Genomic DNA, 12,691 nt, shown 5'->3' on the forward strand with positions numbered 1-12,691 from the left:
ACCAGACATGAAGCAGGGCCGGCCAAGTGGCCGGCCCTGCTTCATGTCTGCGACGAACGGGTTCAGTAGTCGGGCGCGATGAGCGACTCGGGAACTTCGGCTGCCGCTTCACGGTCGACGAAGAACACCGTGCGTCGGCGTCCCTTGATGCCGGCGACAGGCACTTCGTCGCGGCTGGCACCGGCGAGGGCGAGGCCGAGCGCTGATGCCTTGTCGGCTCCTGCGAGCACGATCCAGACTCGTTGCGAGGCGTTCAACACCGGTCGCGTGAGACTCAGTCGCTCGGGCGGCGGCTTCGGCGAGTTCCGCACTGGAATCACCGTGCGGTCGGTGACCTGGATTCCCGATCGGTGCGGGAACAGCGAGGCAATGTGCCCGTCTGGGCCGGCGCCGAGGAACGTGATGTCGAACACCGGATGCGGCAGGCCGTCGGCGCCGTGCGCGGCCAGTTCGGCCGAATAGACGTCGGCGGCCTCGTCGAGCGAGATGCCGTCATCGGAGGCCGGGAACGGGTGCACATTCGCCGCCGGTAGCTCGAGCCGGTCGAGCAGCGCGGCTCGCGACTGTGCGTCGTTGCGCTCCGCATCTCCGGTGGGAACCCACCGCTCGTCGCCCCACCAGAAGTGCACGCGTGACCAGTCGACCGACGTGTGGGCGGGGGACGAGGCGACCGCCTCGAGCACTGAGGCGCCCATCGTGCCGCCGGTGAGCACGATGTGTGCGACCGGTTGCGCGTCGAGGACATCGAGCGTCTTCGTGATGAATCGCGCCGCCACGGCTCCGGCGAGCGAGGCCTTGTCGGGGTGCACGAGCACGCGGCGCTCATTCGTCATGCTGCGCGGCCTCCTCCGGCGTCGGCGTCGGCGAGCAGGGCGAGCCCACTCGTGATCACTTCACCGTACAGCTCATCGGGGTCGAGGCGTCGGAGCTCATCGGCGAGGCAGTCGCGCAGATTGCGTCGCGGAAGGGCGAGATCGTGCACCGGCTGGCTGGGCTGACGAAGCGTCGCGATGCCGGGCACGTCGCGCACGAGCTCGATGGCGCCGCCATCTCGCCCGAGTCGCACGCCGTGAATTCCGTGCGAACCGGCTTCGACGCTCGTCAACTCGTAGGAGGTCGGAGCTGAGAGCTCCAGTTTCAGCCACGCGGCGAGCAGCGTCGTCGAGGGAGAGTCGATCGCCCCCGTCACGTGAATCTCCGTGACGGGCTCGTATGGCGGCTGGTCGAGCACGGCTGCGAGTTGCGCGCGCCACAGCGTCAGGCGAGTCCACGCGAAGTCCGCGTCGCCGGGAGTGTAGCTCGAGGCGAGATTGTGCAGGGCGGCTTGGGGATCGGGCTGCGTCGAGGCATCCGTGATCCTGCGGTGCGCGATGCGACCGAGCGGTGAACGCCCGGGAACCTCGGGTGCGGCGCCGGGCCACCAGGTCACCACGGGCGCATCGGGCAGCAGCAGGCCCATCACGAGGCTCTCCTCGTCGCTGGCCGCGTCGCCGCACGCTCGAAGCACGATGACCTCGCTCGCGCCGGCGTCGCCGCCCACGCGGATCTCGGCATCGAGCCGCGGCTCGACCGCTGAGGTCTCGGTGCCCGGCTCCCGTGAGACCACGATCACGCGCATCGGATGTTCGCGGGACGCGTCGTTGGCGGCCTCAATGGCCTCCTCCTCGGCGCCGGGGGAGGTGGCGATGACGAGCGTGAGGACTCGGCCGAGCGCAACGACGCCGCCCTCTTCCCGAATCTTCACGAGGGTCTTCGAGACCTGGCTCGTGGTGGTGTCGGGCAGATCGACGATCATGGGCGTCTCCAGCTTCGTCCGTCGCGTTGCAGCAGCTCATCGGCCGAGGCGGGCCCCCATGTGCCGGGGCGGTACTGCTCCGGCTGACCCTGGGTCTCCCAGAACTCCTCGATCGGATCGAGGATCTTCCAGGAGAGCTCGACCTCCTCCTGACGCGGGAAGAGCGGCGGGTCGCCGAGCAGCACGTCGAGGATGAGGCGTTCGTAGGCCTCGGGGCTCGCCTCGGTGAAGGCGTGGCCGTAGCCGAAGTCCATCGTCACGTCGCGCACCTGCATGCCGGCGCCGGGCACCTTCGAGCCGAAGCGGATGGTAACCCCTTCGTCGGGCTGCACCCGGATGACGAGGGCGTTCTGCCCGAGCTGCGAGGTCTGGCTGGCGGCGAAGACCTGCTGGGGTGCGCGCTTGAAGACGACGGCGATCTCGGTCACCCTGCGGCCGAGTCGCTTGCCCGCGCGCAGGTAGAACGGCACGCCGGCCCATCGACGGGTGCCGATCGTCAGCTTCATGGCCGCGTAGGTCTCGGTGGTCGACTCGGGGTTCATGCCGTCTTCGTCGAGGAAGCCGATGACCTCTTCGCCTCCCTGCCAGCCGCCCGCGTACTGTCCGCGCGCGGTGCCGGTGGCGAGGTCTTCGGGCAGTCGCACCGCGGCGAGGATCTTCTCCTTCTCGGCGCGGAGGTCGCTCGCCTCGAAGGAGATGGGCTCCTCCATGGCGGTGAGCGCGAGCAGTTGCAGCAAGTGGTTCTGGATGACGTCGCGAGCCGCGCCGATGCCGTCGTAGTAGCCGGCTCGGCCGCCGACCCCGATGTCTTCCGCCATCGTGATCTGCACGTGATCGACGTAGTTCGCGTTCCAGATCGGCTCGTAGAGCTGGTTGGCGAACCGGAGCGCCAGGATATTCTGAACCGTCTCCTTGCCGAGATAGTGGTCGATGCGGAACACGGAGTCGGGTGGGAACACCGAGGCGACGACGTCATTGAGCTCGCGCGCCGTCTGCAGGTCGGACCCGAATGGCTTCTCGATCACGACGCGGCGCCACTGGTCGCCGTTCTGCTCGGTGAGTCCGGATCGCTTGAGCTGCTCCGTGACGAGCGGGAACGACTTCGGCGGGATCGACAGGTAGAACGCGTGGTTGCCCATCGTGCCGCGCTTCTCGTCGAGTTCGGCGACGACCTCACGCAGTCGGTCGAATGCCGCGTCGTCGTCGAAATCGCCCTGCACGAAGCGGATGCCGCGGGCGAGCTGCTTCCAGACGTCTTCACGGAACTCCGTGCGGGCGTACTGCTTCACCGAGTCGTGCACGACCCGCTCGAAGTCCTCGTCGGCCCATTCGCGGCGCGCGAAGCCGACGAGTGCGAAGCCGGGCGGCAACAGGCCCCGGTTCGCGAGGTCGTAGACCGCGGGCATGAGCTTCTTGCGTGACAGGTCGCCCGTGACGCCGAAGATGATGAGGCTCGAGGGGCCGGCGATGCGATTCAGCCGGTAGTCCTTCGGGGAGCGCAGCGGATTGTGCTGCGCGGTGATCGGGGCCGGTTCCATGCGGTTCCTTCCGGCTCTCAGCCGACGGCGTCGAAGAGCGTGGCGATGTTCGCCTGCGGCTCGGTGAGCGTGAGCGTGAGCACGGGCCGGCCGTGCTCTGCGAGCACGCTCGCGTCGCCCGACGCCTGTGCGGCGATCAGCTGGCCGAAGGTGAACGGACGCTCGGGGATCTCGAGGTCGTCGGCGGCGGCCTGCGTGATCTGCAGGAACACGCCGACGGCGGGGCCGCCCTTGTGGAACTGACCGGTCGAGTGCAGGAACCTGGGGCCCCAGCCGAACGTGACAGGGCGGCCGGATCGCGCGGCGAGCGCGTCGCGGAGGCGCGCGAGCTCGGGATGTGCGACGCGGTCGACGTAGGCCTGCACCGAGATGTAGCCGTTCGCCGGCAGCTCTTCGAGCAGCACATCGATCGCCGAGACGAGATCGCTCGCCGCGCCGATGACCTCGGGAGTGCCGCGCACCTCGATGCCGTCGGCGACGAACGCCGCCGGGGCGGGCTCGGGCCGCGAGTCGAGGAGTCCGCGAGCGGCGATCTTCGCCGACTCGACATCGGGCTGGTCGAAGGGGTTGATGCCGAGGATGCGGCCCGCGACGACGGTCGCGTACTCCCAGACGAGCAACTGCGCGCCGAGCGTGCCCGAGACGCGGATCTCTCCGGTGTTGTCGTGCCCGAAGACGTGGTCGCCCGCGTCGCGGACGAGCCGCACGACCTGCAGGTCGGGGAGGTCGGCGCCGAGTTCGGGCGCGTCGACGTCGAGCACGACGGGCAGGATGCCGGTGCCGTTCTTTCCCGTCGACTCGGCGATGAGCTGCTCGGCCCAGTCGGCGAACCCGACGATGTGCGTGCCGTCGGAGATGATGCCGAGCTTGTCGCGCAGCGGTGCCGTGGCAGCCATGGCCGCACCCAGCACCAGGCCGGGGTTGTCCTCGGTGTCGACGGCGAGCGAGAGCTCGATCGTCTCGGCCTCGTCGAGGAGCTCGGCGATGTCGACGCCGGCGAGCCCCGACGGTACGAGGCCGAATGCGGTGAGCGCCGAGTAGCGCCCGCCGACGTTGGGGTCGGCGTTGAACACGCGGTAGCCCGCGGCGCGCGCCGATTCGTCGAGCGGCGAACCGGGGTCGGTGACCACGATGATGCGCGAGACGGGATCGATGCCCGCATCGCGGAACGCCTGCTCATAGACCCGGCGCTGGCTGTCGGTCTCGACGGTCGAGCCCGACTTCGACGAGACGACGAGAGCGGATGACGCGAGCCGGTCGGCGAGCGCAGCGCGCACCTGCCCGGGCTCGGTCGAGTCGAGCACGGTGAGGGGCACGCCGGTGGTGCGCGTGATGACCTCTGGGGCGAGCGACGAACCGCCCATGCCGGCGAGGACGATGTGGTCGACGCCGTCGGCGCGGAGGCTCTCGCGGAGCGCGACGATCTCGGGAACGAGCGGCCGCGAGATCGCGACTGCCTCGGTCCAGCCGAGTCGCTTCGAGGCCTCGTCTTCGGCCTCGGGTCCCCAGAGTGCGGCGTCGAGACCCGTGATGCCGCTTGCGACATAGTCGGCCACGAGGCCCGGCACGGTGCGGCGCACGGCATCGGCCGCGGCCCCGCTCACCGAGATGCGGAAGCTCATGCTGCTGCCTCCAGCGCGCCCCGGACGGTGTCGAGCAGTTCGTTCCACGAGACGATGAACTTCTCGACGCCCTCGCGCTCGAGGAGTGCGGTGACGTCGTCGTAGTCGACGCCCACGCGGGCGAGCGCGTCGAGCACGGCGCCCGCCTCGGCGTAGGCACCGGTGACGGTGTCGCCGACGATCTCGCCGTGGTCGAAGGTTGCCTCGAGGGTCTTCTCGGGCATCGTGTTGACGACGCCGGGGGCGACGAGCTCGGTGACGTAGAGGGTGTCGGAGAGCGACGGGTCCTTCACGCCGGTCGAGGCCCACAGCGGACGCTGACGGTTCGCACCGCCGGCGAGCAGCGCGGTTGCACGCTCGTCGGCGAAGACCTGCTCGAAGAGCTCGTAGGCGAGTTGCGCATTCGCGACGCCGGCCTTGCTCTTGAGCCCGAGCGCCTCATCGGTGCCGATGGCGACGAGTCGCTTGTCGATCTCGGTGTCGACGCGAGAGACGAAGAACGATGCGACGGAGTGGATGGTGCCGAGATCGATGCCGGCCGCCCGCGCACGCTCGAGGCCGGTGAGGTACGCGTCGATGACCTCGCGGTAGCGGTCGAGGCTGAAGATCAGCGTGACGTTGACGCTGATGCCGGCGGCGATCGTCTCGGTGATCGCGTCGAGCCCGGCGATCGTCGCGGGGATCTTGATCATGACGTTCGGCCGGTCGACCTTCGCCCACAGTTCCTTGGCCTGCTCGATGGTCGCTGCCGTGTCGTGGGCGAGGCCGGGTGCGACCTCGATCGAGACGCGGCCGTCGTATCCGCCGGTGCGGTCGTAGACCGGGCGGAAGTGATCGGCGGCGTCGCGCACGTCGTCGGTCGTGATCTCGAACACTGCGGTGTCGACGTCGGCGCCTGCGATGGAGAGGGCGTGCAGTTGCTCGGCGTAGGCGGCGCCGTTCGCGAGCGCGCCGGCGAAGATCGTCGGGTTGGTGGTCACGCCGACGACGTCACGCTCGGCGATGAGCCGCTCGAGCCCGCCGGAGACGATCCGCTGACGCGACAGGTCGTCGAGCCAGATGCTGACGCCGGCCTCGGAGAGCGCGGCGGTTGGGGTGTTGCTTGACATGAGGGTGTTTCTCCTTCGTGCTCGCGTCAGGACGCGAGCGATTCCTTCGCGGCGGCGACGACGGCTTCTGTCGTGATGCCGAACTCGCGGAACAGGGTCTTGTAGTCGGCGGATGCGCCGAAGTGATCGATCGAGACGCTGCGGCCCCGATCGCCGACGTAGCGCTGCCAGGTGAGTGCGATGCCGGCCTCGACCGACACTCGTGCCGTCACGGCCGATGGCAGCACCGACTCGCGGTAGGCGGCATCCTGCTCCTCGAACCATTCGAGGCTCGGGGCGGAGACGACTCGAGCCTCGATGCCGTCGGCAGCGAGCTCGTCACGCGCGCCGAGTGCGAGCTGCACTTCGGATCCCGTGGCGATGAGGATGACGTCGGGCGTGCCCGACGGTGCATCGGCGAGCACGTAGGCGCCCTTCGCGAGGTTCGAGGCGGCGGCGAGGGTGTCGCCGGATGCCGCGCCGTCGCCGCGCTCGAACACCGGGATGTTCTGGCGCGTGAGGGCGATGCCGACCGGGGCGTCGCGACGCTTCAGGATCTCGAGCCACGCTTGCGCGACCTCGTTCGCGTCGGCCGGTCGCACCACGGTGAAGCCGGGGATCGCACGGAGCGTCGCCAGCTGCTCGATGGGCTGGTGCGTCGGCCCGTCTTCGCCGAGTGCGACGGAGTCGTGCGTCCAGACGAAGATCGAGGGCACCTTCATGAGGGCGGCCAGGCGCACGGCCGGGCGCATGTAGTCGCTGAAGATGAGGAATGTGCCGCCGAACGCGCGCGTCTTGCCGTGCAGGACGATGCCGTTGAGGATCGCGCCCATCGCGTGCTCGCGGATGCCGAAGTGCAGCACGCGCCCGTAGGGGTTGCCCGCGAACTCGTGCGTCGACCACTCGGAGGGGATGAACGAGGGCGCGCCGTTGATCGTCGTGAGGTTCGACTCGGCGAGGTCGGCGGAGCCGCCCCAGAACTCGGGGAGCGCGCCGGCGAGGGCGTTGATGACCTTGCCGGATGCCGCGCGGGTCGACACCTCGGTGCCGCCCTCGAAGCTCGGCAGCACGGATTCGATGTCGTCGGGAAGCTCTCCGGCCTCGAGCCGGTCGAGCAGCGCCTTGCGGTCGGGGTTCGCCTCGGCCCACTCGTCGAAGGAGCGCTGCCATTCGGCGCGAGCCGCTGCACCCCGCTCGCCGGCACGCCGCGTGTGCTCGAGCACTTCGGGGTCGACGACGAAGTTCTGCTCGGGGTCGAAGCCGAGCACCTCCTTCGTCGCGGCGAGTTCGGCGGCGCCGAGCGCCGATCCGTGGATCTTGCCGGAGTTCTGCTTGCCGGGGCTCGGCCAGCCGATGATCGTCTTCAGGATGATGATGGAGGGCTTGGACGTCTCGCCCTTCGCGGCCGCGATCGCGGCGTCGAGCGCGGGCACGTCTTCGACGTACTCGCCGGTGCCCTTCCAGTCGACGGTCTGCACGTGCCATCCGTAGGACGCATAACGCTCGCCCACGTTCTCAGTGAAGGCGATGTTCGTGTCGTCTTCGATCGAGATCTGGTTCGAGTCGTAGATCACGACGAGGTTGCCGAGCTGCTGGTGTCCTGCGAGCGAGGAGGCCTCGCTGGTAACGCCCTCCTGCAGGTCGCCATCGCCGGCGATGACGTACACGAAGTGGTCGAAGGGGCTCGTGCCCGGTGCGGCATCGGGGTCGAAGAGACCGCGCTCGAAGCGAGCGGCGTAGGCGAAGCCGACCGCCGAGGCGAGGCCCTGGCCGAGGGGGCCGGTGGTGATCTCGACGCCCGCGGTGTGACCGTACTCGGGGTGGCCGGGCGTCTTCGAGCCCCAAGTGCGCAGCGACTCGAGGTCGCTGAGCTCGAGGCCGTCGCCGGCGAGGTAGAGCTGCACGTACTGGGTGAGCGAGCTGTGGCCCGCCGAGAGCACGAAACGGTCGCGACCGAGCCAGTCGTGGTTGGCCGGATCACGGCGCATGACCTTCTGGAAGAGCAGGTAGGCGGCTGGAGCGAGGCTCATCGCCGTGCCGGGGTGACCATTGCCGACCTTCTCCACGGCGTCGGCCGCGAGGACGCGGGCGGTGTCGACCGCGCGGTCGTCGAGGGGTTCCCATTGCAGAGGTGCCACGAGGTGCTGTTCCTTCCGATCGTGACGGCGTCGGGCAACCGATCTGCCCCCGACCCGCCGAGGACGTTGCGGCGCGGTTCCGCCTGGCGATCGACCCGGTCGGGTGCCTTGACAAAACGGCGATCCCGGGTCACGCCGCCGGGCGCGCTTTCCTCAGTATATGGACTTGACGAGGCTCTGTGACGGGGCGTGACTTCACAGCGAGCGTCTGAGATTGTGAGGTTTCGGGAGGCTCCGGAGCATCCGGATGACGCGCATGGCCTAGAATCGTCTGGGGTCGCGCGAGGTCCGCAGAAACCTGCACGCGCGCCGGAAGAGGAACGATGCAGGCAGCCGTAGACACCCGTGGCGCACGATCGGCGACGACCGCTCGGCGCAAGCTCGCCGCCTACCTCGCCCTCACGAAACCGCGCGTGATCGAGCTGCTGCTCGTCGTGACGGCGCCGACGATGATCCTCGCCCAGCAGGGTCTGCCCGATCTCTGGCTGCTCCTCGCGACCCTCATCGGCGGCGCGATGAGCGCCGGCTCGGCGGGTGCGTTCAACTGCTACATCGACCGCGACATCGACCGGCTCATGAAGCGAACGCGCGGTCGCCCGCTCGTCACCGGCGAGTTGAGCGACCGTCAGGCGCTCGTCTTCGCCTACGCGCTCGGCGCCGCCTCGATCGGCTGGCTGTGGCTCTTCACGAACTGGCTCGCGGCCGTGCTCTCACTCGCGGCGATCCTGCTCTACGTCGTCTTCTACAGCCTGATCCTCAAGCGCCGCACGTCGCAGAACATCGTGTGGGGCGGGGTCGCGGGTTGCATGCCCGTGCTGATCGGCTGGGCGGCGGTCACCGGGAGCCTCGACTGGGCGCCCTTCATCCTCTTCTTCATCATCTTCCTGTGGACCCCGCCGCACTACTGGCCGCTGTCGATGAAGTACAAAGACGACTACGCCGCCGCCGGAGTGCCCATGCTCGCCGTGGTGCGCGGCCGTGCACAGGTCGGCCTCCAGGTCATCCTCTACGCGTGGGCGACCGTGGCATGCTCACTCCTGCTCATCCCGATCGCCGGAATGGGGCTCGTGTACTCCACCGTCGCGGTCGTCACGGGCGTGTGGTTCATCGCCGAGACGCATCGCCTCTACAGCCTCGCGATCCGTCACGAGCAGGTGTCGCCGATGCGCGTGTTCCACGGCTCGATCGCCTACCTGTCGCTCGTGTTCCTCGCGATCGGGATCGACCCGCTGCTGCCGTTCTGACGGTCGCGCGGCCGGCGGCTACTCCTCGGAGATGATGACGTCGGCGTCGTGCGCCCCGTAGTACTCCGACTGCCGCCGCATGATCTCGCGCATGCCCGAGGGCGCCGGAGTGCCGTAGACGGTGCCCGTGAAGTCGAGGGTGCGCTGGATCGCCCAGATCTCATCGTGTCGCTCAGGGGACAGGATCGTGGCGGGGTCGCCCACGGCGACCCACCCGATCGGCACGACCGCACCGGGCTCCACTCGGCTGTTGACCTGCACGACGCCGTTGATCCGAACCTCGGCACCGGCTCCGACGACCGCTCCCGGGAAGAGCGAGGCTCCCGTCGCGATGAACGCCTCGGATTCGACGATCGCGCCGTTGACATGTGTGTGCGGGCCGATCATGACGTCATCGCCGACCACGGCAGGATGCGTCGCGCGGCCCCGGATGAGCGTGTGCTCCATGACGACGACGCGCGCCCCGATGCGCACCTCGCCGTCCTCGGCGGTGAGCACCGCTCCGTGGAGGATGCGGGCGCCCGCTCCGATCGTCACGGCGCCCGAGAGCACCGCCGTCGGCGCGACGTACGCGGACGGGTCGACCTGCGGCCGTTCGCCTCGGTGTTCGATGCGCAAGGCGGGTTCCTTTCCGTGCCGTGGGCGTCAGCGAGCGGATGCCGCAGCCGGCGCCTCTGCCAGCGAATACGGCGAGCCCGCGGGACGCTTGAGCCGCAGTACGACCACCGTCATGGCCGCGGCGGTGAGGGCTGCGAGCACCATGTGGATGCCGACGAGCAGGGGAGGCAGGCCAGTGCGGGCCTGGATGAGCCCGACGGCCACCTGCACGAGCTCGACCGCGAGGAGCGCGAGCGCCCAGCGCAGCGTCGGCAAGCGGAGCCGGAACGCTGCAGCGACGAGCACGAGCGTGAGCGCGAGCAGCGCGTAGCCGGGCCAGGCGTGCACGTGCTCGAGGAGCCCGGAGTCGAATCCGGTTCGACCGGCGTCGGCGTCTCCGGAATGGGGGCCGGAGCCGGTGGTGAGCACGCCGAAGACGATCGAGACCGCGAGCACCCCGCTCGTCGCATGGGTCAGGGCGGCGTACCAATCCGGCACGGCGCGTTCGCGCGGCGCGGGGGACTGGTTCATCCGGGCGATGAACGCCGCCGAGACGCACACGAGCACGAGTGAGGAGACGTAGTGGAAGCCGACGATGAACGGATTGAGGCCCGTCCACACGGTGATGCCACCGACGATCGCCTGCGCGACGACCCCGGCACCGACGATGAACGCGAGGGTGAAGAGGTCGCGCCGTTGGGCGCGGATGCGCCAGACGAGCACGAAGAGCACGAGGGCGATGATGCCGACGACACCCGTCATCATGCGGTTCCCGAACTCGATGAGGCTGTGGTAATTGAGCTCCGCGGTGGGGATCAGGGAGTCGGGAGTGCAGGTGGGCCAGGTGGGGCATCCGAGGCCCGAACCGGTCAGCCGCACGGCGCCGCCGGTGGCGATGATCATCGTCTCTGCGACGAACGAGAGCCATGCCACGAGGCGGATCTTCGCGTCGACTCGATCTGGCAGCCACTCGGTGAAGCGGTTCACGCTCGTTCGATCCTGATCCGGGCGCGCTGTGACGGTACTGGGAGTACTTACTGGACTGACCCACCGGCAGTGCGACCCTATAGACTTGAAGGGTTGGGTATCCCGCGAGGCGCGCGACAATGCGCGATGCGGGTTCCCAGCCATCTTAGGTTCGCACTGGAGCCACCCGCACATCATCGCCCGATCCCGAGCACCTCGACTCGCGAGGGGAATGAGCCGGACTCATATCCGGTTGCACGGGAGGAGAAGAGGGAGAGCATGACGGACGTACTGATCGACCGACCGGAACTCGAAGGACTCGGTACCTACGAGTTCGGCTGGGCCGACTCCGACGCCGCCGGGGCATCAGCCCGACGCGGAATCTCGCCCCAGGTGGTGGCCGACATCTCGGCGCTGAAGAGCGAACCCGAATGGATGCTCCAGCGCCGTCAGCGCGCCCTGCAGCTCTTCGAGCGCAAGCCGATGCCCACGTGGGGCGCAGATCTCTCGGAGATAGACTTCGACAACATCAAGTACTTCGTTCGCTCCACCGAGAAGCAGGCCCAGACCTGGGAAGACCTGCCCGACGACATCAAGAACACGTACGAGAAGCTCGGCATCCCCGAGGCGGAGCGCCAGCGCCTCGTCGCCGGTGTCGCCGCCCAGTACGAGTCCGAGGTGGTCTACCACCAGATCAACGAAGAGCTCGAGCGCCAGGGCGTCATCTTCATGGACACCGACACGGCACTTCGCGAGCACCCCGAGTTCTTCGAGGAGTACTTCGGCACCGTGATCCCTGCGGGCGACAACAAGTTCGCTGCACTGAACACCGCCGTGTGGTCGGGCGGATCGTTCGTCTACGTGCCGCCGGGCGTGCACGTCGAGATCCCGCTGCAGGCCTACTTCCGCATCAATACCGAGAACATGGGCCAGTTCGAGCGCACGCTGATCATCGCCGACGAGGGCAGTTACGTGCACTACATCGAGGGCTGCACCGCCCCGATCTACAAGTCCGACTCGCTGCACTCGGCCGTCGTCGAGATCATCGTGAAGAAGAACGCCCGCGTTCGCTACACGACGATCCAGAACTGGTCGAACAACGTCTACAACCTCGTCACCAAGCGCGCCACCGCTGCCGAGGGCGCCACCATGGAGTGGATCGACGGCAACATCGGCTCGAAGGTCACGATGAAGTACCCGTCGATCTTCCTCATGGGCGAGCACGCCAAGGGCGAGACGCTCTCGGTCGCGTTCGCGGGCCCGGGCCAGCACCAAGACGCCGGCGCGAAGATGATCCACATGGCGCCGTACACGCAGTCCTCGATCGTCTCGAAGTCGATCGCCCGCGGCGGCGGTCGTGCGGGATATCGCGGCGAGGTCCGCATCGATGCGAACGCGCATCACTCGGCCAACACCGTGCGTTGCGACGCTCTCCTCGTCGACACCATCTCCCGCTCCGACACCTACCCGGCGATCGACATCCGCGTCGACGACGTCAAGCTCGGCCACGAGGCGACGGTCTCGAAGGTGAGCGAGGAGCAGCTCTTCTACCTGATGAGCCGGGGCCTGCCCGAAGACGAGGCGATGGCCATGATCGTGCGCGGCTTCATCGAACCGATCGCCCGCGAGCTCCCGATGGAGTACGCGATGGAACTCAACAAGCTCATCGAGATGGGCATGGAAGGATCGGTCGGTTAAGAATG

At 68.5% G+C, this 12,691-nt stretch carries 10 protein-coding genes; 2 read left to right on the forward strand and 8 right to left on the reverse strand.

Annotated elements, in window-relative coordinates; translation table 11 throughout:
• Nucleotides 1–62: 62 nt before the first annotated feature.
• The 6 genes from pgl to tkt are packed head-to-tail and all read right to left on the reverse strand — an operon-like array spanning nucleotide 63 to nucleotide 8,181.
• Nucleotides 63–833 (reverse strand): 6-phosphogluconolactonase, encoded by a 771-nt coding sequence (pgl, locus tag J7E25_RS12650; RefSeq protein WP_214870473.1) that lies wholly within the window; start codon nucleotides 831–833, stop codon nucleotides 63–65.
• On the reverse strand, nucleotides 830–1,795 hold the full coding sequence (locus J7E25_RS12655; RefSeq protein WP_214870474.1) for a glucose-6-phosphate dehydrogenase assembly protein OpcA: 966 nt from the start codon (nucleotides 1,793–1,795) through the stop codon (nucleotides 830–832). Before J7E25_RS12655 ends, pgl begins: the two co-directional genes overlap by 4 nt.
• A complete protein-coding gene (gene zwf / locus J7E25_RS12660) occupies nucleotides 1,792–3,333 on the reverse strand; it encodes a glucose-6-phosphate dehydrogenase (RefSeq protein WP_214870475.1) in 1,542 nt (513 codons plus the stop codon). Before zwf ends, J7E25_RS12655 begins: the two co-directional genes overlap by 4 nt.
• Nucleotides 3,334–3,350: 17 nt before the next feature.
• Nucleotides 3,351–4,955 carry a glucose-6-phosphate isomerase gene (locus J7E25_RS12665; RefSeq protein WP_214870476.1) on the reverse strand — a complete coding sequence of 535 codons (1,605 nt, stop codon included), beginning with the start codon at nucleotides 4,953–4,955 and terminating at the stop codon, nucleotides 3,351–3,353.
• Nucleotides 4,952–6,064, reverse strand: a complete 1,113-nt coding sequence (gene tal / locus J7E25_RS12670) for a transaldolase (protein WP_214870477.1) — start codon at nucleotides 6,062–6,064, stop codon at nucleotides 4,952–4,954. The genes J7E25_RS12665 and tal overlap by 4 nt, the downstream gene beginning before the upstream one ends.
• Before the next feature lie 26 nt (nucleotides 6,065–6,090).
• Entirely contained in the window at nucleotides 6,091–8,181 is a 2,091-nt protein-coding gene (gene tkt / locus J7E25_RS12675; protein ID WP_214870478.1) for a transketolase, read from the reverse strand.
• A gap of 323 nt (nucleotides 8,182–8,504) precedes the next feature.
• Here tkt and J7E25_RS12680 point away from each other — a divergent pair, with 323 nt between their 5' ends.
• Nucleotides 8,505–9,425: a heme o synthase gene (locus J7E25_RS12680; RefSeq protein WP_214870479.1), complete on the forward strand. Its 921-nt coding sequence runs from the start codon at nucleotides 8,505–8,507 to the stop codon at nucleotides 9,423–9,425.
• Nucleotides 9,426–9,443: 18 nt separating this feature from the next.
• Here J7E25_RS12680 and J7E25_RS12685 read toward each other — a convergent pair whose 3' ends face one another.
• Complete coding sequence (locus J7E25_RS12685) at nucleotides 9,444–10,043, reverse strand: gamma carbonic anhydrase family protein (RefSeq protein WP_214870480.1); 600 nt, start codon at nucleotides 10,041–10,043, stop codon at nucleotides 9,444–9,446.
• 27 nt (nucleotides 10,044–10,070) lie between these two features.
• Nucleotides 10,071–11,009: a COX15/CtaA family protein gene (locus J7E25_RS12690; RefSeq protein WP_308164547.1), complete on the reverse strand. Its 939-nt coding sequence runs from the start codon at nucleotides 11,007–11,009 to the stop codon at nucleotides 10,071–10,073.
• A 258-nt stretch (nucleotides 11,010–11,267) separates the two neighbouring features.
• On the opposite strand from J7E25_RS12690, the gene sufB reads away from it, so the two are divergent.
• A complete protein-coding gene (gene sufB, locus J7E25_RS12695) occupies nucleotides 11,268–12,686 on the forward strand; it encodes a Fe-S cluster assembly protein SufB (RefSeq protein WP_129521186.1) in 1,419 nt (472 codons plus the stop codon).
• Nucleotides 12,687–12,691: the final 5 nt, after the last annotated feature.

Origin of the sequence: Agromyces sp. ISL-38, assembly GCF_018613935.1 — a bacterium.
Taxonomy (GTDB): domain Bacteria; phylum Actinomycetota; class Actinomycetes; order Actinomycetales; family Microbacteriaceae; genus Agromyces.